Genomic DNA, 19,537 nt, shown 5'->3' with positions numbered 1-19,537 from the left:
GCTACTCCTGCTCGAGCGCCTGCGTGCGGGCACTCAGCGACCGCCCAAGGCCGGCGACCTCGGCGTCCATCTGGGGCACCAGCACCGGCGCGAGTCTGCGGATGTCGCGTTCGGCGATCGGGGTCTGCACCAGCGGGCGCAGCCAGCGCAACGCGCCGACCCAGCCAGGCACGTTGATCCGGCTCGATCGCTTCTCGATCCCCGCCACGAAGCGGCTGCCACACGCCTGCACCGACGTCGTCTTCCCGAGCGGGCCGGGCAGCGCGGCGAGCATCTTGGTGAACGCGGGCAGGTCGGCCTTGGCGTCCTGGACCAGCGGGGTGTCGATCCAGGCCATGTGGGCGGAGCCGACGTCGACCCCCAGGTGGGCGACCTCGAGCCGCAGGGTGTTGGCGAAGTACTCGGCCCCCGCCTTGGACGCGTGATACGCAGCCAGCCCGGGTGAGGCGGTGTACGCCGCGAGCGACGAGACGACCAGGACGTATCCCCTGCGCTCGATGATCGAGGGCAGGGCGGCGCGCACCGTGTGGAAGACGCCGACGAGGTTCACGTCGACGACGCGCCTGAAGGTCGCCGGATCGACCGCCAGGACGGATCCATAGCTCGCGATGCCCGCGTTCGCCATCACGACGTCGATGCCACCGAACTTCTCGACCCCTTGCGCGACAGCCGATTCCATCGACGGGAGGTCGCACACGTCCGCGACGACGGTCAGCGCGCGATCGGGACCACCGAGTTCCTCGGCCAGCGCGCGCAGCGGCTCCGCGTCCAGGTCGGTCAGCACGAGCCTCGCACCCTTGGCGTGCAGCCGACGGGCGACCTCCGCTCCGACACCACGCGCGCCGCCGGTGATGAGGACAACCTTGCCGTTCATGGATGTCATGGCGGAAAGCGTAGTCCCGGGAGCCCCGGCGGCGGGCTCATCGAATCGACGCGCCTAGAAGGCCATCGCCTGGGCGCGGCGAACCACCTCGCGGGCGAGGTCGGTGTGCAGCGCGTCCGCCGGGGCGCCCGGCAGGGTCTCGTCCTCGGTGAACAGCCAGCGCAGGATCTCCTCCTCGCTGTAACCGCCGTCGCGCAGGACCACGAGCAGACCGGACAGCAGCCGGACCACCTCGCCGTCCGCGGTGAAGAAGGTTGCGGGCACGCCGATGACGCCGTCGCGGCGCACGGCGACCAGCTCGCCGTCGCGGAGCATCTGGTGCACCCGGGTGACGACGATTCCGAGCAGTTTGGCCACATCCGCGAGCTGCAGCAGCTCTACCGAGGGATCGAGGACGTCGTCGCTATAAGGGATTGCACTCACATGGGTAACGGTATCGGGTCGGTGCGCGGTACCTCATGGGCGGTCCGCGCGATCGCGGCCGCCGCGCCGTCGGCACCGGGCGGGCGGCCCGCTGGCTACCATCGATGCGGACATTGTCGAAACTGCTGCGGTGAATCACCGAGTAGAAGAGAAACGGGGTAAGCGCGGGTGGGGCCAGGAGATCAGGCGCTGATCGGCACACTGCTCGACCGCCGCTATCGGGTGGACTCCCCGATCGCGCGCGGCGGGATGTCGATGGTCTACCGCGGCCTCGACATGCGGCTCGACCGGCCGGTCGCGATCAAGGTCATGGACCCGAAGTTCGCTCAGGACCCCCAATTCGTCGCCCGCTTCGAGTTCGAGGCCCGCGCGGTGGCCCGGTTGACCCATCCCGGGCTGGTCGCCGTGTACGACCAGGGCGTCGACGGCGAACACGCGTTCCTGGTGATGGAGCTGGTCGCGGGCGGGACGCTGCGCGAGCTGCTGCGCGAGCGCGGCCCGATGCCACCGCACGCCGCGGCCGCGGTCACCGGACCGGTGCTCGACGCGCTCGCGGTCGCGCACCGCGCCGGCCTGGTGCACCGCGACATCAAGCCGGAGAACGTGCTGATCTCCGACTCGGGCGAGGTCAAGATCGCCGACTTCGGTCTGGTTCGCGCGGTCGCCGGATCCAACGCCACCTCCAGCAGCGTGATCCTCGGTACCGCCGCCTACCTCTCCCCCGAGCAGGTCACCACCGGCAACGCCGACGCCCGCAGCGACGTGTACGCGACCGGTGTGTTGCTGTTCGAAATGCTCACCGGCCGAACGCCGTTCACCGGCGACACCTCGCTCTCGATCGCCTATCAGCGAATCAACGCCGACGTACCCAGCCCGGGTTCCCAGATCCAGGGGGTGCCGCCGGAGTTCGACCAGCTGGTGCTCGAGGCCACCGCCCGTGACCCCGAGGAACGATTCACGAACGCGGGCGAGATGTCGGCGGCGCTGCGTTCGGTGAGCCGGCAACTGCAGTTGCCCGCCTACCGGGTACCCGCCCCGAGACGATCCGCGCAGCACCTCAGCGCGGCCATGCAGGTCGCGGGCGCGCTGCCGCCGCCCGCCGCGACCACGGCCGGACCGAACGACGCGACGACGGCACTGGCGTCGGCCGCCCCGACCGCGGTGCACCCCGGCATCCAGCACGCCGGCCCGCAGCCGACCAAGGTGGTCACCGACCTGACCGCGCGCCAGCCGGAGTTCCCGCAGCCGGAGGTGGACCCCGGCGCGACACGGCAGCACCGTCGCGACCCGGCCCAGTACGAGTTCCCCGATTTCGCGGCCGAGCGTCAGCGCTCGCGGCGCACGATCATGGTGTGGCTGCTGGTGATCCTGCTGCTCGGGGTCGCGGTCGGATTCGGCGGGTGGTGGATGGGGTCCGGCCGGTACGCGGCGGTGCCCGCCATCGACGGCCTTGACCGCGCCTCGGCGACCTCGACGATCGAAGCCGCCGGGCTGAGCACCGAGATCCGCGGGGAGTACTCGAACAGCGCCCCGGTCGACACCCTGCTCGGCACCGATCCCGCCGCCGGGTCCCGGGTGCCGAAGGAGTCGGTGGTGGCCCTGCTGGTGTCGCTCGGCAGGCCCGCGGTCCCCGAGCTGCCCGCGGGCGGCGACCCGGATCAGGTGGACCGGGTGCTGCGCGAGCGCACCTTCGTGCCCGTCGAGGGCGGTGAGGCCTTCAGCACCAAGGTGCCCAATGGCGGTGTGGCGGCGCTGAAGCCGGGACCGGGCACGGTGCTCGACGTCGGGTCACAGGTCCAGATGATCCGGAGCAAGGGTTCGCCGCCGGTCCGGATGCCGGACGTGCGCGGCAAATCCGCCGATGAGGCCAGGGCCGCCCTTGACGCCGTCGGGATCACCGTCGGCGAGACCCGCGAAGAGTTCGACAGCGGCGTCGACGGCGGCGACGTGATCGGTACCGACCCGTCGACCGGCACGGAGGTCGGAGCGGGATCGAGCGTCACGCTGATCGTCTCGACCGCGGTCCGGCTGCCCTCGATGCTCGGGCGCACGGTGGGCTCGGCCCGCGATGAGCTGACCGGCCTCGGCCTGGTGCCACAGATCAGGCAGGTCACCGACTCCGACCGGTCGCTGGTCCTCACCCAGAGCCCCGGACCCGGAACACGGGTCGAGGCAGGCACCACGGTGTCGCTGGTCGCGGTGCCCTGACCCGGCCGCTCACCGACCGGGCGCCCCCACGAGTTCCTCGAGGTAGCGGGCGACGCCGTCCTCGTCGTTGCCGGCCAGGACGCGGTCGGCCAGCGCCCTCACCTCCGGCAGCGCGTTCGACGGGCACAGGGCGGTCCCCGCCCACGCCAGCATCGGGACGTCGTTGATCCCGTCACCCGCGACGGCGACCTCGTGCGCCTCGATCCCGCCGGTCGAGCACAGGTCCGCGAGGGCACTGGCCTTCGACACCCCCGACGGGGCCATCTCGAGGTAGGGCGCGCCCGAATGGGTCAGTTCGACGCCGTCGACCCCTGCCGCCACAGCGGCGCGGTACAACTCCGCGCTGGACACCTCGGGGTGCCGCACCACGATCTTCACCATCGGCTCGTCCAGCGCGGGCAATAGCTCCGAGAGTGCCATCTCGTGCGGGTGCCGGTGATGATCGGCGAATTCGCACAGCGCGGCGTACTCGGGTTCGGCGACGAAACTCGTCGGTCCGACATTCGCGAACACCACCCCCGGCATGAGCGACCGCACCCGAACCATCGCCGTCGTCGCCGCATCCGTCGTGATCGACGTCGTCGCGGTGACGAGGGCACTGCCGTCCGCGAGGTCGAGAACGACCGCGCCGTTGGCACAGATCGCCCTGCCGCGAAAGCCGCAGTCGAGCGCGAGTTCGTGGACGGAATGGCGGGCTCGCGCGGTCGCCCACACGATCTCGATCCCGGACTCCCCCGCCGCCGCCATCGCCGCGGCCGTCCGGCGTGAGATCGTGCGGTCCGACCGCAGCAGGGTGCCGTCGAGATCGGTGGCGACGAGTCGAATACGAGTCACTTCCGCCATGATGCCAGCCGCAGCCCGCGCGCGGCAGGCCCGCCCATCGGGCCTGCCGCGCCCAGCTCAGTCCTGCGGGCGGAAGACCGCGAACGCGCCGCCCTGTGGGTCCGTCAGGACCGCGAACCGGCCGGTCTCGGGGATGTCGGTGCCCGGCACGTGCACGGCGCCGCCGAGACCCGTCGCCCTCTCGACCGCGGCGTCGACATCGTCCACGCCGAAGTACAGCGCCCAGTGCGGCGGAATGCCCTCCGGGAAGTCCTCACCCATCGCCATCATGCCGCCGAAGTCGGTGCCGCCGAGGCCCCACTGGGTGTAACCGTCACCTGCGGTGACCGTCCAGCCGAACACGGTGCGGTAGAACTCGATCGCCCCCGCGGTGTCCCGGGTACGCAGCTCGATCCAGCACAGCGCCCCGGTCTCGTTCAGCCTGGCCGCGCCCTGGAACTTGCGGCCCTGCCAGATCGAGATGACCGCACCCGCCGGGTCGGCGAGCACCGCGAAACGGCCCAGATCGAACACGTCCATCGGCTCGGCGATCACCGAACCTCCTGCCTCCGTGGCCGCTCGCGCGGTCGCATCCACGTCGGCCACCGCGATCGAGGCCGTCCACGCGACGGGCTGGCCCTCCTGATAGAGCGGGCTGGCGGCGGCCACCGGGTCCTGATCGAGCAGCATCATCGTGTAGCCGCCCGCTTCCGGGTTCGGATCCGTCTCCGGCTTCCAGCCGAGCAGGCCGCCATAGAACTGTCCGGCCGCCGCGACATCGGTCGTGCCGAGTTCGGCCCAACACGGGGTCCCCAGCGTCGGTTCGGTGATCTTCATGATGTGTCCCTCACTGCGATGGTTGGGTACTCGATTCGATCGCACCAACCGTATCGCCGGCCACCGACACCGGTGCCAGACGCGGAGCGGCCCGCACCCGGGCAGGGTACGGGCCGCTCTGCGGAATCCGACGGCTCAGCCGCGAAGCATCTCCGCCACGAGGAAGGCCAGTTCGAGGGACTGCTGGGTGTTGAGTCGCGGGTCGCACGCGGTCTCGTAGCGGCCCGACAGGTCCAGGTCGGAAATGTCCTGCGCGCCGCCGAGGCACTCGGTGACGTTCTCGCCGGTCAGTTCGACGTGGATGCCGCCCGGGTGGGTGCCCAGTCCGTTGTGCACCTCGAAGAAGCCCTGCACCTCGTCGACGATCCGGTCGAAGTGGCGGGTCTTGTAGCCGGTGGACGCCTCGTGGGTGTTGCCGTGCATCGGGTCGCACTGCCAGATCACCTGGTGACCGGTGGCCTGCACCTTCTCGATGATCGCGGGCAACAGGTCGCGCACCTTGCCGTTGCCCATCCGCGAGATCAGGGTGAGCCGGCCGGGCTTGTTGGTCGGGTCGAGCCGCTCGACGTACTCGACCGCCATCTCGGGGGTCGTACTCGGGCCGATCTTGAGACCGATCGGGTTCGCGAGCATCTCGGCGAACGCGATGTGCGCGCCGTCGAGCTGCCGGGTCCGGTCGCCGATCCACAGGAAGTGCGCCGACAGGTCGTACAGCTTCGGGTGGTCGTCGTCGTTGTCGAGCCGCAGCATCGCCCGCTCGTAGTCGAGGACGAGCGCCTCGTGGCTGGCGAAGATCTGTGCCTGGTGCAGGCTCGGATCCGTGACCCGGCATGCGTTCATGAACTGCAGGCCTCGGTCGATCTCGGCGGCGAGCGCCTCGTACCGGGCGCCGGCGGGCGACGACGCGACGAACTCCCGGTTCCAGTCGTGCACCTTGTGCAGGTCCGCCATGCCGGCACCGGTGAGCGCGCGGACGAGGTTCATCGCCGCGCTCGCGTTCGCGTACGCGCGGACCAGGCGGGACGGGTCGTGGACCCGCACCGATTCCTCGGCGACGAGCGAGTTCACCATGTCGCCCCGGTAGGACTGCAGCCCGAGCGAGTCGATGTTCGACGAGCGCGGCTTGGCGTACTGGCCCGCGATCCGCGCGACCTTGACGACCGGCAGGCTCGCCCCGTAGGTGAGCACGACGGCCATCTGCAGCAGGGTGCGGATGTTGCCCTTGATGTGCGGCTCGGTGTTGTCCGCGAACGTCTCCGCGCAGTCACCGCCCTGGAGCAGGAACGCCTCGCCGCGGGCGACCTCGGCGAGGTTGTTCTGCAGCGCCTCCACCTCGCTCGCGACCGTGATCGGCGGCACGCTCTCGAGCACGGTACGCATCGCGGCGGCCCGGTCCTCGGGCCAGTTCGGCTGCTGGGCGGCGGGCTTGCTCAGCGCCTCATCGAGCTTCTGGCGCATCGCAGCGGGCAGCGGCGGGAGTTCGGGCAAGCGGTCGATCGGAACGTCGACAGTCCAGTTCACCAGTACAGGATATTCGCTCTGTCGAACGCGACACGCAAAGGGGCCGATAAGTCAGCGAATCGCGAGTGCCGCGCGGATCGCCTCGTACTTGACCAGGTTGTGCCTGGCGTCGGCCAGCGCGTCGTGCGCGTCGGCCGGAGCGGACGGCAACGCGGGCGACCCGCTGTCCTCCCAGTACTGGCGCAACTCACGGGTGAACCGCGGCAGCGAGCGCGGCAGCGCGGTCATGTCCCCCCACAACTGGCAGAGCGCGACGTGGTCGTATGCCGCGATCCAGGCCCACAGCTCCGGCGTGACCCCGGGGCGCGGAACGAGGAACTTGAGCAGGTCGTCGCGGATCTGGGTGCGCGAGCGCCACAACGGCGAGGACGGCTGCGGGAGCTTCGGCAGGACGTTGGCTCGCACCCACTTCCCCGCCTTCGTGGGGTCGAACTCGGTGGAGACGGCATAGAACTCTCTGCCGTCCTCGGCGGCCACGCCGATCGAAACCAGGTCGATTGTGCGACCATCCTCGATGAACTCGCAGTCGTAGAAGTAGCGCACCCGGGCAGACTATGCCGCCCGGCACTTCCCCACGACCACCGCCCCCGACCCGAAGGACAATTGGTGCCTGGCCAGGATCAGACCGCTCCCAGCGACCACGTGAGCACCGACACACCAGAAGCCGACACAACGGCGGCACCAGCGGCGGACGACGCCGATCGAGAGCCGGCCGGCCGGGGCGCGGGTATCCGGCGCATCGTCGCCGCCCCCGCGGCCCGCGTGTGCATCCTGATCGCCGCTGCCATCGGCGTGATCTACAACCTCGTCGGGTTCCCCGGCCTGCGGCAGATCGGCAGCTACTACCGGATCGACCTCGACGTGTACCGCATCGGCGGCACCGCGCTGGCGAACGGCGTCGCGCTCTACGGTCCGATGCCGCCGACCGCACTCGGCAAGTCGCTGCCGTTCACCTATCCCCCGCTCGCCGCGATCGTGTTCAGTCCGATGTCCGCGATCAGCCTCGGCGAGGCCAGCATCGCCCTGACAGTGCTCTCCCTGCTGCTGCTCTTCGCGACCGTGGTCGTGACCCTCACCTCCATCGGCGTCCTGCCGGAACGCACCATGCTGTGGATCGCCGGGGCGGCGTTCGCCGGGGCGCTGCTGCTCGAGCCGGTGTACTCCACCCTCGACTACGGCCAGATCAACATCGTGCTGATGGCCCTGGTCGCCGCCGACTGCCTGCTCAAGAAGACGCCGTGGCCGCGCGGCGCGCTGGTCGGTCTCGTCGCCGCGGTCAAACTCACGCCCGCGGTGTTCGTGCTCTACTTCCTGCTGCGCAAGGACTTCCGGGCCGCGGTGGTCACCGCCGTGAGTTTCGTCGCAGGCAGCGCAATCGGCTTCGCGGTCTCGTTCACCGATTCCAAGCAGTACTGGACCGATACCCTCATCGACTCCAACCGCATCGGCAGGCCCGCCTACCCCGCCAACCAGTCGATCACCGGCATGCTGGCCCGACTCGGCCTCGACCCCTCGATCCGGACCCCGCTGTGGATCCTGGCGAGCGCGGCGGTTCTGATCGTCACCGTGCTGGCCGCACGCCGAGCGCTGGCCGCGGGCATGCCCGCCCTCGCGCTCACCATGACGGCGCTGTTCGGACTCCTGGTCTCCCCGGTGTCGTGGTCACACCATTGGGTGTGGGTGGTCCCGACCCTGCTGATCCTGGGGCACCTCGCCTACACGCGTCGCAGCCTCGGCTGGGCGCTATGGGTCGCCGCGGGAGTGGCGCTGTTCGTGGTGGCCCCACACTGGCGACTGGCCCCCGGCCGGACCAGCGGCCTCGGCTGGCCGTTGTGGGATCAGTTCCTGGCCTCGTCGTACGTGTGGTGGGGAGTGGTGACGCTGGTGCTGGTCGCCGCGGTGGGCGTCACCGGCAGGTCCTCACGGATCGCCGCGGACGAGCCGTCGCGAGTGCCTGCCCCGGTGGCCTAGCCCGCTCGTCTGGAAGATTGGGAGAGGGCAATGGCTGACGACGATCGTCACGACGGGGATTCGGACGTCGACTGGTTCTGGGAAGTCATAGAGGAGGCCTCGCGGAGCCGTGATCACCTTCGTGAAATTCTCGGACGACTGCCGAAGGGCGCCGTCCACACGTTCCAGGATCTGTTCCTGGACTTCGCCGCCGAGCTACAGGACGAGCCATATCGGTCGGATCTCGGGCCCGACGAGTCTGAAGACGGCCTCGAAGACGCGGCGCACTGGGTCGTCAGCCAGGGGCGCGTGACATACGAAGCGGTCCTCGCAGGGCGTAGCCGGATGCCGGCACACGTCGACGTCGGTGATCCAGCCAACCTCGGCGGGCTCGCCTACGAGGTCTACTTTCACCGGTTCGGGGAGCCGCTGGACCTGATCTAGCTCGCCCGGGTGTCCGGGATCCGGTCGGCGGCGGGCGCGGGTGCGGGCGCCGCCGTCTCGGCGGGCTTGTTCTTGAGCGTGGCCGCGTAGATGTCGACGTACTCCTGACCGGAGAGCGCCATCAGCTTGTACATGACCTCGTCGGTGACCGCGCGCTCGACGAAGCGGTTCCCACCCATGCCGTTGAAGCGCGAGAAGTCGATCGGCTCGCCGACCTTGATCACGATCTTCGCGAAACGTGGAAAGCGCGAGCCGATCGGGTTGAGCTTGTCGGTACCGATCATCGCGACCGGGATGACCGGGACGCCGGACTGCAGCGCCATCCGCGCCATGCCGGTCTTGCCCTTGTACAACCGGCCGTCCGGGGAACGGGTGCCCTCGGGGTAGATCCCAAGCAGCTTGCCGTCGCCGAGCACCTTCATGCCCGCATTGAGCGCGTCCTGCGCAGCATCGGCGCCGGTCCGGTCGATCGGCACCTGGCCGACCGCGGAGAAGAACCACCGCTGGAATCGGCCCTTGAGTCCGGTGCCGGTGAAGTACTCGCTCTTGGCCAGGAAAGTGATCCGGCGCGGCGAGCGCAGTGGCAGGTAGAACGAGTCCATCACGGCCTGGTGATTGCTGGCGAGAATCGCCGGACCATCACTCGGAATGTGTTCGGCGCCTTCGATAGTCGGGCGCCCGAGCACCAGCAGGATCGGTCCGAGAAAAATGTATTTGACCAGCCAGTACCACATGGCACCCTTCCCGAAGTCATCCGTGCTCACGCTATGTTTCTCGTGTGATGACTGTACTCACGGCCGGTGCATGTGGTCCACCGGAGGGGCACCCCGGCCACCGGTGCCCGCGCGAGCCGGTCAGGATTCCAGTTCCGTGCGAGCGAGTTCGGCCGCACCGATCATCCCCGCCGCCTCGCCGAGCTGGGTCGGCCTGATCCGGGCCAGTGGACGATGTCCGGACCCGGTGATGAGGGTGGCGTAGTGCTCACGCGCGTCGTCGAGGAAGAGCGGCGCCGAACTGGCGACGCCACCGGCGATCACCACGAGGTCGGGGTCGTAGACATCGCTCACCATCGCGAGCCCGACGCCCAACCAGCGCGCGAACTCCGCCATCGTCGCCATCGCGACCTTGTCGCCGTCCTGTGCCGCGCCCGCCACCCGGCGACCGGTCAGGCCCCCCGGGTTCCCCGCCACCTCGCGCGCCAGGACCGTCGACTCGGCCGGATTGGCGGCCAGCAACTCGATCGCGGTGTCGACGAGGGCGGTGCCGCTGCAATACCGCTCCCAACAGCCGCGCTTGCCGCAGGCGCAGGGGCGGCCGCCGGACATCACCTGTACGTGCCCGAGCTCGGGTGCCACCCCGTGGCTACCCCGGTAGAGCTCGCCGCCGATCAGCAGTCCCGCACCGATCCCGGTCCCGATCGACATCATCAACACGTTCTGCCCGCCTGCCGCGGCGCCGAACCGGTACTCCGCCCAGGCAGCCGCATTGGCGTCGTGCTCGAGGATCACCGGCATGCCGAGGCGATCGCTGAGGTCGCGCGCGACCGGTGCGTCCACCCACGGCAGGTGCGGCGCGAAGCGCACCGTGGACCGGTCCGGGGTGATGAAGCCCGCCACCGCGAGGCCGACGCCGACGATCTCGTGCCGCCCGCAGAGCTCCCGGACCGCGCGGTCGAGCCCGTCCTCCAGCGCCTGCGCAGACCGCGGAGTCGGCGCGAACGTCGAGTCGAGCACCTGACCGTCGGCATCGACGACCGCCGCCCTGATGCTGGTTCCGCCGACGTCGATACCGATCGTGAGTGCGGTCCGACCGCCGGTGCGCGTGCCCATGGTCAACGATTGTGCTCGACCTGAACCGAGATCGGGACGAACTTCGGGCGAGCACCCTGCGCCTGCGCGCCAGGAGCGGCCGTCGATCCGTCGGGCCCACCGTCGGGGTCGGGATGCGCCCCGTGCTCGTCCAGGATCTGCCGGAGCAGTGCGAGCAGCACCGCCGCCTGCGAACCGAGCAGCGTGATCAGGTCGTGCTGCTCGCCTCGGGCCAGCGCCGCAAGCGCACACACCGGGCACCAACTGCACCCGTATGGCCCCGGCTCGCCGCCGTCGGGGTTCGCGGCGGCAGCGGCGGCCTCGGACGCCTTCTGCAGCAGCGGTTCCAGCCGATCGAACGCCGCATGTGTGAGCGCCCGCAGCTCGGCGACCAGGTCCGCGTGATCGTCGCTCACAGCGGCCAGACCTGCGGATCGGGGCGGAACCGGACGACGAGATCGCCGTCCTCGAACTGGGCGCCGACCGTGGTGCAGCGCCGGAGCACGGACGCCAGCCTGACCCTGCGCCGGACCCCTGCCGCGCCGACCACCAGGTCGTCCTCGACCCTGCCGAGGGTCAGCGTGGACGGGTCTACCAGGGGCATGCGCAGTCGCAGCGCGTACACCGATTCCACCCCCGACCCTGACTCCAGTTCCACCCTCGCCCCCGCCGAATCGTCGTCCGCGGCGGTCAGCGGATCGACCCCGGCCGGATACAGCGCATCGGCGAGCGCGGCGAGAGAGTCAAACCCTACCGGCTCGAGGGCGTTCTCGTCGGCCGTGCGGACCGGCAGCCCGCCGAGCGAGCCCGCCAGCGAATCCAGCTGCACACGCTCACGCTCCGCTCGCTCCGCATACCAGCGCAGAGCCGGATGGTCCACGCCCTTGGCCGGGACCGGATCATGTTGCGGCAGAATCCTGTTCACGATCAAGCCGTCGACTCGCACGCCGAGCACGGACATCGCCGCCGCGGTTCGCCGCGCCTCGGCCACGCCGACCGCATCCGCGGTGAGCACCATTCGCGCACAGGTGTTCTGCCGGTCGGTGAGCATCGCCCGGACCGGCAGCGTGAAGTCACTGAGACGGTCGACCAGCAGCGCGGCAATCGCCTGCCAGCGCTGCGCTCCCGGCGGCACCGTCGCCCTGAGGTATCGGGGCCAGATCCGCTCGAGATAGTCGTGCACCATGTCCGGAACCGTCAGCAGGCGCAGCAGTTCCCCGGTCGGCGGGCAGTCGACCAGCACGGCGTCCCAGTCCCCTCCCTGCGCGAGCCGGGCCACCTCGGCCAGCCCGAGCAACTCCTCGGCACCGGGCAGTCCGGTCAGTTCCTGCGGGTCGGGCAGCGACAGCGCAGAACCGTGCTCGTGATCGGTGCCGCTGGGGATCAGGGCCGACAGCGCGACCAGTCGATCCTCGAGCAGGGTCAGGGTGTCGAGCTCGAGCGCGTCGAAGCCGTCGGCCACGGCGAGGACACCGGTACCCGCCGCTGCGGCCGCGCCCTCCAGCGCGAGCACCTCGGTCAGCGAGTGCGCGCGATCGAGCGAGATGAGCAGGACGCGGTCTCCGGTGCGCGCCAGCGCAATCGCGGTCGCGGCCGCCAGTGTCGTCTTCCCGACGCCACCCTTTCCGATGAAGAACCGGACCTGGGTGTTCGCATCGGAGCCGCGCCCGGTCAGCCTTCGACCCTCTTCTTCAATTCCTTGAGGGCGGTGTCGGTGATCGCCTTCTCGGCCTTGCGTTTGAACAGCCCGATCATCGGGATGTTCAGGTCGACGGTCAGCTCGTAGGTGACCGTGGTGGTCCCGTCCGGCTGGTCCTCGAGGGTGTACGAGCCGTCCTGCGACTTCTGGATCTCGGCGGAGGCCAGCGACCAGCGCACGGACTTTCCGTCCGGCGCCCAGTCGAAGTCGAGTTCGTAGGTGTCCTTGACCATCCCGGCATCCAGCACGAACCGGACCCGCCGCGCGCGACCGTTCGCCCCGCGGGCGAGCACCTCGACTGACTTCGCCGCGGCCACCCACTCGGGGTACGCGTCGTAATCGGCGATCACGTCCATCACCCGACCCGACGGAGCGGCGATGCTGATCGACCTCTTGGTCTTGTCGGCCATACGACCAACGCTTCCTTTCACTCCAGGACAGCCACGAAGGCACTCGAACCCATCACACACGAAACAGATGTGCGCGCACAACGACCGGCCGCACCGCGCGACACCGTCGGCGGGCGATCACCTGGGGGTCGGCGACTCTCCGGCAGGCCGACCGGCCTCGAGCTCGCGCTTGGTGCCGAAGGCCATCACCTTGCCCGCCACGCGGCGCGCCCGGGTGAGGGCCCCGAGATCGAGCTCGGCCAGTTCCGCTGGACCGGCGCCGGTCGGCTCGGCGTGCAGGAAGTAGTGCACGATCGTGCCGTCGAGCTCCGGCTCCAGCCAGACCTCCATGGTTCCGGTCAGCGCGCCCGTGACCGTCCAGCGAATCCCCTTCTCGCCTCGGTCCTCCCGCACGCTGATCTGGAGATCCGGCCACCAGCGGCGCCATTTCGACACCACGCCGATCGACTCCGCGACCGATGCCGGCGGCGCCGCGATGAAGGTCTGGTCCGAGACCTGAATGCTGCTCACCGGATTAGCTTCACACACTCCGCGCGGCGGGTGCGGGCCAGGGCCGATCAGCACGGGTTAAAGTGGAACCGCAGCAAAACCTACTCGTCAGTACACCGCAGTGCCGGAGGTCTTCGTGCGTGAATTCAGCGTTCCGTCAACATTCACCATCCCTGAGGACGCGTCCGCCGTCGACTCGGTGTTCACCCATGCGGCGAACACACCCGACCTGGCCGTCTTCACCCGGCTGACCGGCGGCACGTGGACCGATGTGTCCGCGGCCGAGTTCGCGGACCAGGTCACCGCCCTCGCCAAGGGCCTGATCGCATTCGGCGTGCAGCCAGGCGATCGGGTCGCCCTGATGTCCTCGACCCGGTTCGAGTGGCAGCTGATCGACTTCGCGATCTGGGCCTCGGGCGGCGTCACCGTGCCGGTCTACGAGACCTCCGCGGCCGAGCAGGTGCGGTGGATCCTCGAGGATTCCGCCGCCGTCGCGCTGTTCGTCGAGAACGACGGCCACACGAAGGCACTCGAGCAGGTCGCGGCCGAGTCCCCGGCCCTGCGCAAGATGCTGCAGATCGAGGGCACGCCGGGAGCGGTGGCGGAGCTGATCGCGCTCGGCGCCGATGTCAGCGACGACGAGGTCCGGTCCCGCGCCGACGCGCTCAAGGCGACCGACCCCGCGACCCTGATCTACACCTCCGGCACCACCGGTCGCCCGAAGGGCTGCCAGCTCACCCACTCCAACCTCATCGCCGAGTCGCGCGGCATCAGCACCTCCGGATTCGGCGAGCTGCTGCGCCCGGGCCGTCGCACCCTGATGTTCCTGCCGCTGGCACACGTGCTCGCCCGCGCGGTCTCCCTCGCGGCCTTCGACGCGGGCGCCACCGTCGGCCACACCTCCGACATCCCGAACCTGGTCCCGACCTTCGGCACGTTCAAGCCCGACTTCATCCTGTCGGTGCCGCGCGTGTTCGAGAAGGTCTTCAACACCGCCCGCCAGAAGGCGCACGCCGAGGGCAAGGGCAAGATCTTCGACAAGGCCGCCGAGACCGCGGTCGAGTGGAGCGAGGCCAAGGACACCGGCGGTGCCGGCTTCGGCCTCAAGGTCAAGCACGCGGTGTTCGACAAGCTGGTGTACTCCAAGCTGCGTGCCGCGCTCGGCGGCCAGTGCCAGCTCGCCATCTCCGGCGGCGCCCCGCTCGGTGCCCGCCTCGGCCACTTCTTCCGTGGCATCGGCGTGACGATCTTCGAGGGCTACGGCCTGACCGAGACGACCGCGGCGGTGGCGGTGAACACGCCGGGCGGCCAGAAGGTGGGCAGCGTCGGAAGGCCGTTGGCCGGCAACGCGGTTCGCATCGCCGAGGACGGCGAGATCCTGCTCTCCGGGCCGGTGGTCTTCGGTGGCTACTGGCGCAACGAGGCGGCCAGCGCCGAGGCGCTCGAGGACGGCTGGTTCCACACCGGCGACCTCGGCTCGGTCGACTCCGAGGGCTACATCACGATCACCGGGCGCAAGAAGGAGATCATCGTCACCGCGGGCGGCAAGAACGTCGCGCCCGCGCAGCTCGAGGACCAGCTCCGCGCGCACCCGCTGATCAGCCAGGCGCTCGTGGTCGGCGACCAGAAGCCCTTCATCGGCGCCCTGATCACTGTCGACCCCGACGCGTGGACGGGCTGGAAGGCGCGCAACAGCAAGCCTGCCGAGGCCACCGTCGCCGATCTGGTCGCCGATGCCGACCTGATCGCCGAGGTCGATGCGGCCATCGCGGAGGCCAACAAGTTGGTCTCGCACGCGGAGTCGATCAAGAAGTACCGGATCCTGCCGGTGGACTTCACCGAGGAGACCGGCGAGCTCACGCCGACGCTCAAGCTCAAGCGGAACGTCATCCACCAGAGCTTCGCGAACGACATCGAGGCCATCTACGCCAAGTAGGCGGCTCCGCCGCCTGTGCGTGGTTGACGAGTGCCAGCACTCGTCAACCACGCACGGGTGCGCAGCGCCTAGTGCAGCAGGCCGCTGAGCTTGGCTGCCAGCGCATCCCAGCGCCACTGCTCGGTCACCCACGTGCGGCCGGCTGCGCCCATGGCCGCCGCGCGGTCGCGATCGGCGAGCACCGAGATCACCGAGTCGGCCACCTGCCGGACCGACCGCCCGTCTACGACGTGCCCGGTCTCGTTCTCCCGCACCGTTTCCGGCGCGCCACCGGATCGACCCGCGATCACCGGAACGCCCGAGGCCGAGGCCTCGAGGAACACGATGCCCAGCCCCTCGACGTCGAGGCCCGCTCCCCTGGTCCGGCACGGCATCGCGAACACGTCGGCGATCGTGTGGTGCGCCGCGAGCTCGGCGGACGGCACGGTGCCCGTGAACACCACGTGCTCGGCCATCCCGGTCTCCTTGGCCAGCGCGTGGAGTCGACCCTGGTACGGGCCGCCGCCGACGACGACGAGCACCGCGCCGTCGATGGACTCACGGATCCGCGGCAGCGCCCGGATCAGCACGTCCTGGCCCTTGCGCGGGACCAGCCGCGACAGACACAGCACGGTCGGGCGATCGCCAAGCCCGTATCGCGCCCGCAGCTCCGCCCTTGCCGCCGGGTCGGGTCGGAACACCTCGGTGTCGACACCGGGCGGCAGGTGCTCGAGCGCGGCGCCTGCTCCGAACGCGGACGCGAACCGGCCGCGCGTGTACTTGCTGACGAAGGTGACGGTGTCCGTGGTGTTCCCGATCCGGCGCAGCGCCTGCCTGGCGCCCGGCAGCATCGACCAGCCGACCTCGTGGCCGTGCGTGCTGGCCACTACCCGCTCGGCGCCTGCCCGGCGCAGCCCGGGGGCGAGCAGTGCCAACGGTGCCGCCGCGCCGAACCACACGCTGTCGCATTCGCGCGACCGCACCAGCTTGGCCGCCCGGCGGGCCACCAGCGGCGTTGGCAGCATCAGCGTCGTGGGGTGGCGGACCACCTCGAACGGCTGACGCGCGTCGAACTTCTTGTGGCTGTCACCCCGCCAGCGCGGGGCGTACACCACCAACTCGTCGGCAGGCAGCGCGTTCGCAAAGGACTGGAGGTAGGACTGGATGCCTCCCGGTCGGGGCGGAAAGTCATTCGTCACCAACAGGGTTCGGCGCATATGTTCACCGTAATTGCCGGACACGGGGGGCCGCTGCGCAGGGTCGGGTCGACCGGCTCTCAGTCGAGGCCCTCGGCGACCCAGCGGCCCCAGTCGGTCACGAACTCGGACGCGGAGAGCCCGACGGCCTCGTGCAGCTTCACATCGAGCTCGTGGCTGTCGACGGGTCCGGTCGCCAGGTCCACGTACAGCTCGCGCAGCGTCGGCTCGTCGAACCGGTCGGCGACAAACGCCGAGACGGACCAGGCCAGCTCGTATGCCGCCTGGGCGCGCTCCCCGCCTGCCATGAAGTCCGCGTCGACGGGCAGCCGCGTCGGGGGCCCGTGCGCGACGACCGCCGCCGCCAGAATCGGCGCGGCCCGACCGACGGGAGCATCGGCATCGCGGTGACCGGCGTAGTCGGCGAACCCCTCCAGCATCCACATCGGCGATCCGTCGGTGGTCGCGGCGCGGGCGGCCACGTGGGTGAGCTCGTGTCGCAGCACCGAATGCCGGGTGTCCTCGTCGAGTCGCTCCGACGCGGCCGGGCTGAACACGACGCGCTGGCCCGTCGCAGAGTCGGACCCGGGCTCGACGACGTCCGAGACCGCGACCGCGGCGATATCGGAGCCGCTGTGGTCCGCTCCGACCTGCTCCATGAACTCCTCCTGAGAGGAACTGACGACCACCAGCGCCCGCTGCGACCAGTCGGGGCCCCACAGTTCGGTCACCGAGGACACCGCGTCCGCGAGGTCCGCCGCGATCGCGTCGATCAGCTCCTCCTGGTCGGAGTGACCGAGCACCACCGACGAGTGCGAACCGGTCTCCACCTCTCGCACGACGACCGGGCCGAAATCCCAAGGGCCCCGCCAGGTATGGCGTCCGTACTCGGGGAGTGACCGGTCGGAAACCAGGGTCCAGTTCTCCCCCCGCCTGGCGACGATCAGTGAGACGGGCTTGCGCGTGGAACCGGCATCGGCGCCCTCGACGGCGTAGCGCAGGTACGCGGGCACCGCCCACACGTCGGTGGCGTCGAGCTGCTCGGCCAGGTCCGTCGGAACCGGGGTCTCGGGGTCGGATCCGATCTCGTAGCCCCAGTCCGCCAACGGCACCGCGGCGAGATGCTCGCTGCGGCGGATCTCGGAGGCGAGGAACTCGGGCGCAGCGGCGCGGTCGAACAGCGCGGCAAGCGCGTCGGTGTCACCGGCCCTGACCGCGCCCGCCCAGCGGTTCAGGAGGTCCTGAACGCCCGCGCGGCGCGCCTGTTCGTACGGATTGACGGCGGCGGCGCCCTCGGCGCCACGCGGTTCCGATTCCGTCAGCTGCGACCGGGCCGTCAGTGCGCCGACCACGACGACGGCGAGCAGCAACCCCGCGAGCGCAGCCGCCTCCCAATTCCGGATCCGACGCCGTGGCTGCCGCGGCGGGACGTCCGGTACGCCGTTCAGTACCTTCTGGCGCCGTAGAACGGGTACGCGTCCATCGGCGCGACCTTGACCGGAACACCGAAGGTGGACGCGTGCAGGATGTTGCCGTTGCCCGCGTACATGCCGACGTGCGAGATGTCGGGGTAGAACAGCACCAGGTCGCCCGGCTGCAGCTCGGAGCGCGAGACCGGGATCCCGCCCGCGGCCTGGGCCTGGCTCGAACGCGGCAGCGTCTTGCCGACCTGCTTGTAGGCCCACACCATCAGGCCGGAGCAGTCGAAGGAATCCGGACCGGTGGCGCCCCAGACATACGGCTTGCCGACCTTCGTCAGGCCTGCCTGCAGCGCGCCGGAGTTCGACCCGGGCACGAGCCCCTTGAGCAGGATCTGCGGATCGAATCCGGGAGGGAACGGGCTACCCGCGAGGGCGGCCCGCTCCGAACCGCTGAGCGCGCCGAATGCCTGGGTGACCTGCGCGATCTGGGCCTGCAGGTCGCTCTGTTTGTTCTGCAGGTCGTCGCTGATCGACCGGGCCTGCTCGGTGGCGGTGCGCGCCGCGTCGGCGGACTGGCGTGAGGCCTCGGCCGCGTTGGCGGCCTCGTCGGTGGCCTGCTTGAAGTGGCCGACCTGGGCCGCGGTGTCCTCGGAGAGCACGCTGAGCGTGGACATCTGGTCGAGGAGTTGCTGCGGGGAATCGGAGACCATCACCGCGAACAGTCGATTGACGCGGGCGCCCTGGTAGCTGGCCGTCGTGAGCTTGTCGACCGCGGGCTGGAACTGCGCGATCCTGGCCTTCGCCTCGGTCAACAGGTTCTCGTCGGCGGCGTGCCTGGACTCGGCGTCGCGCTGGACGGCGGTCTTGGACTCGAGGTCGATCTGGGCGTTGTGCAACGCCTCGCTGGTCTGCTCGGACGTCCGGGAGAGTTCGGAGAGCTTCTCGAGCGCGGCTGTCGGATTCTCCAGCGCGGGATCCGCGGCTGCGGTGCCCGCGGGGACCACGACTGCTGCGAGGGACAGCAGGCCCGTTGCCAGCACTGCACTGGTGGATCGCTTCAGTCTCTGTGACGCCACGAAAGCTGGTACTCCGTTCTTCCACTGCCCGTCGGCCGGATTGGCTGGCGGGTCGGGCTGGGAAGATCAGCCCTGCCCCACGAACCGAGGTCCGAGCGGGAGATGCACCCCGGCGACTCCGTCCCCGGTGCCGGACCGGCGCCTGCGGCGCCCGGATCCAGCGTGGTGGTGACCTCCGATGCCACGCCGGGTGACGCGGCAAGATTTCGGAAGGTCTCAGACAGGTTACGGAATGGCATACGACGATGTCCACCCATACTACCGAGGCATTTTGCGCTCACCCCGAGGGTCGCGCGACAGACGCAGACCCACCGACGAAAACGTGGTGGGGGCCCCCCCCCCCGGGCGGGGGGGGGGCCCCCCCCCGGGGGGGGGGGGGGGGGCCCGAGCCGGGGGGGCCCCCCCCCCCCCAGGGCCCCACCGCGGGGGGCGGGG

Annotated in this window: 19 protein-coding genes; 4 read left to right on the top strand and 15 right to left on the bottom strand. The window is 70.2% G+C overall.

The annotated features are described in order from the left end of the window. Nucleotide 1 precedes the first annotated feature (1 nt). On the bottom strand, nucleotides 2–883 hold the full coding sequence (locus tag ABIC28_RS26185; protein WP_269590209.1) for an SDR family oxidoreductase: 882 nt from the start codon (nucleotides 881–883) through the stop codon (nucleotides 2–4). 54 nt (nucleotides 884–937) lie between these two features. Further along, nucleotides 938–1,306, bottom strand: a complete 369-nt coding sequence (locus ABIC28_RS26180) for an Rv2175c family DNA-binding protein (RefSeq protein ID WP_077041941.1) — start codon at nucleotides 1,304–1,306, stop codon at nucleotides 938–940. Between the two features lie 168 nt (nucleotides 1,307–1,474). Between ABIC28_RS26180 and pknB the strand changes: the two genes are divergently transcribed. Continuing rightward, nucleotides 1,475–3,514 carry a Stk1 family PASTA domain-containing Ser/Thr kinase gene (gene pknB, locus ABIC28_RS26175; RefSeq protein WP_354581650.1) on the top strand — a complete coding sequence of 680 codons (2,040 nt, stop codon included), beginning with the start codon at nucleotides 1,475–1,477 and terminating at the stop codon, nucleotides 3,512–3,514. A gap of 9 nt (nucleotides 3,515–3,523) precedes the next feature. On the opposite strand, the gene ABIC28_RS26170 is transcribed toward pknB, so the two are convergent. The 4 genes from ABIC28_RS26170 to ABIC28_RS26155 form a co-directional block, all read right to left on the bottom strand. Beyond that, nucleotides 3,524–4,348: an HAD family hydrolase gene (locus ABIC28_RS26170; protein WP_269589298.1), complete on the bottom strand. Its 825-nt coding sequence runs from the start codon at nucleotides 4,346–4,348 to the stop codon at nucleotides 3,524–3,526. Between the two features lie 66 nt (nucleotides 4,349–4,414). After that, on the bottom strand, nucleotides 4,415–5,173 hold the full coding sequence (locus ABIC28_RS26165) for a VOC family protein (RefSeq protein ID WP_097212159.1): 759 nt from the start codon (nucleotides 5,171–5,173) through the stop codon (nucleotides 4,415–4,417). Between the two features lie 135 nt (nucleotides 5,174–5,308). Further along, a complete protein-coding gene (locus tag ABIC28_RS26160; protein WP_077041945.1) occupies nucleotides 5,309–6,694 on the bottom strand; it encodes a class II 3-deoxy-7-phosphoheptulonate synthase in 1,386 nt (461 codons plus the stop codon). Nucleotides 6,695–6,745: 51 nt separating this feature from the next. After that, nucleotides 6,746–7,237, bottom strand: coding sequence for a polyadenylate-specific 3'-exoribonuclease AS (locus tag ABIC28_RS26155; protein ID WP_269589297.1), 492 nt, complete (start codon nucleotides 7,235–7,237; stop codon nucleotides 6,746–6,748). A gap of 63 nt (nucleotides 7,238–7,300) precedes the next feature. Here ABIC28_RS26155 and ABIC28_RS26150 point away from each other — a divergent pair, with 63 nt between their 5' ends. Together ABIC28_RS26150 and ABIC28_RS26145 are read left to right on the top strand one after the other, a co-directional pair. Then, complete coding sequence (locus ABIC28_RS26150) at nucleotides 7,301–8,665, top strand: glycosyltransferase 87 family protein (protein ID WP_420030234.1); 1,365 nt, start codon at nucleotides 7,301–7,303, stop codon at nucleotides 8,663–8,665. 30 nt (nucleotides 8,666–8,695) lie between these two features. Further along, entirely contained in the window at nucleotides 8,696–9,088 is a 393-nt protein-coding gene (locus ABIC28_RS26145) for a DUF4240 domain-containing protein (RefSeq protein WP_269589296.1), read from the top strand. Here ABIC28_RS26145 and ABIC28_RS26140 read toward each other — a convergent pair. The 6 genes from ABIC28_RS26140 to ABIC28_RS26115 all read right to left on the bottom strand — a co-directional run bounded on the left by ABIC28_RS26140 (nucleotide 9,085) and on the right by ABIC28_RS26115 (nucleotide 13,515). Further along, nucleotides 9,085–9,822, bottom strand: coding sequence for a lysophospholipid acyltransferase family protein (locus ABIC28_RS26140; RefSeq protein ID WP_097212156.1), 738 nt, complete (start codon nucleotides 9,820–9,822; stop codon nucleotides 9,085–9,087). The genes ABIC28_RS26145 and ABIC28_RS26140 overlap by 4 nt on opposite strands. A 120-nt stretch (nucleotides 9,823–9,942) precedes the next feature. Further along, complete coding sequence (locus ABIC28_RS26135) at nucleotides 9,943–10,917, bottom strand: ROK family protein (protein WP_097212155.1); 975 nt, start codon at nucleotides 10,915–10,917, stop codon at nucleotides 9,943–9,945. A gap of 2 nt (nucleotides 10,918–10,919) precedes the next feature. Further along, complete coding sequence (locus ABIC28_RS26130) at nucleotides 10,920–11,312, bottom strand: hypothetical protein (RefSeq protein ID WP_097212154.1); 393 nt, start codon at nucleotides 11,310–11,312, stop codon at nucleotides 10,920–10,922. Then, nucleotides 11,309–12,526 carry an ArsA family ATPase gene (locus ABIC28_RS26125; RefSeq protein ID WP_354581687.1) on the bottom strand — a complete coding sequence of 406 codons (1,218 nt, stop codon included), beginning with the start codon at nucleotides 12,524–12,526 and terminating at the stop codon, nucleotides 11,309–11,311. The genes ABIC28_RS26130 and ABIC28_RS26125 overlap by 4 nt, the downstream gene beginning before the upstream one ends. A gap of 41 nt (nucleotides 12,527–12,567) precedes the next feature. Continuing rightward, nucleotides 12,568–13,005, bottom strand: coding sequence for an SRPBCC family protein (locus ABIC28_RS26120; RefSeq protein ID WP_097212153.1), 438 nt, complete (start codon nucleotides 13,003–13,005; stop codon nucleotides 12,568–12,570). A gap of 117 nt (nucleotides 13,006–13,122) precedes the next feature. Further along, entirely contained in the window at nucleotides 13,123–13,515 is a 393-nt protein-coding gene (locus ABIC28_RS26115) for a polyketide cyclase / dehydrase and lipid transport (protein ID WP_097212152.1), read from the bottom strand. 115 nt (nucleotides 13,516–13,630) lie between these two features. Between ABIC28_RS26115 and ABIC28_RS26110 the strand changes: the two genes are divergently transcribed. Further along, on the top strand, nucleotides 13,631–15,430 hold the full coding sequence (locus ABIC28_RS26110) for an AMP-dependent synthetase/ligase (protein ID WP_354581645.1): 1,800 nt from the start codon (nucleotides 13,631–13,633) through the stop codon (nucleotides 15,428–15,430). Nucleotides 15,431–15,498: 68 nt separating this feature from the next. Here ABIC28_RS26110 and ABIC28_RS26105 read toward each other — a convergent pair whose 3' ends face one another. From ABIC28_RS26105 to ABIC28_RS26095, 3 genes are all read right to left on the bottom strand, one after another. After that, nucleotides 15,499–16,626: a glycosyltransferase family 4 protein gene (locus ABIC28_RS26105; RefSeq protein ID WP_354581643.1), complete on the bottom strand. Its 1,128-nt coding sequence runs from the start codon at nucleotides 16,624–16,626 to the stop codon at nucleotides 15,499–15,501. Nucleotides 16,627–16,685: 59 nt separating this feature from the next. After that, complete coding sequence (locus ABIC28_RS26100; protein WP_502945071.1) at nucleotides 16,686–17,972, bottom strand: hypothetical protein; 1,287 nt, start codon at nucleotides 17,970–17,972, stop codon at nucleotides 16,686–16,688. A 77-nt stretch (nucleotides 17,973–18,049) separates the two neighbouring features. After that, nucleotides 18,050–19,102, bottom strand: a complete 1,053-nt coding sequence (locus ABIC28_RS26095; RefSeq protein ID WP_354581639.1) for a C40 family peptidase — start codon at nucleotides 19,100–19,102, stop codon at nucleotides 18,050–18,052. Nucleotides 19,103–19,537 lie beyond the last annotated feature (435 nt).

This window comes from Rhodococcus sp. PvR044, assembly GCF_040548995.1.
Classification (GTDB): Bacteria; Actinomycetota; Actinomycetes; order Mycobacteriales; family Mycobacteriaceae; genus Rhodococcus_G; species Rhodococcus_G oryzae.
Note: the sequence above shows the minus strand (reverse complement) of the source record. Positions and strands in the feature narration are given on the sequence as shown.

Coding starts and splice junctions, on each gene's coding strand:
- ABIC28_RS26185 (WP_269590209.1), bottom strand. CDS start 883: ATGACATCCATGAACGGCAAGGTTGTCCTCATCACCGGCGGCGCGCGT.
- ABIC28_RS26165 (WP_097212159.1), bottom strand. CDS start 5,173: ATGAAGATCACCGAACCGACGCTGGGGACCCCGTGTTGGGCCGAACTC.
- ABIC28_RS26145 (WP_269589296.1), top strand. CDS start 8,696: ATGGCTGACGACGATCGTCACGACGGGGATTCGGACGTCGACTGGTTC.
- ABIC28_RS26140 (WP_097212156.1), bottom strand. CDS start 9,822: ATGTGGTACTGGCTGGTCAAATACATTTTTCTCGGACCGATCCTGCTG.
- ABIC28_RS26135 (WP_097212155.1), bottom strand. CDS start 10,917: ATGGGCACGCGCACCGGCGGTCGGACCGCACTCACGATCGGTATCGAC.
- ABIC28_RS26120 (WP_097212153.1), bottom strand. CDS start 13,005: ATGGCCGACAAGACCAAGAGGTCGATCAGCATCGCCGCTCCGTCGGGT.
- ABIC28_RS26105 (WP_354581643.1), bottom strand. CDS start 16,626: ATGCGCCGAACCCTGTTGGTGACGAATGACTTTCCGCCCCGACCGGGA.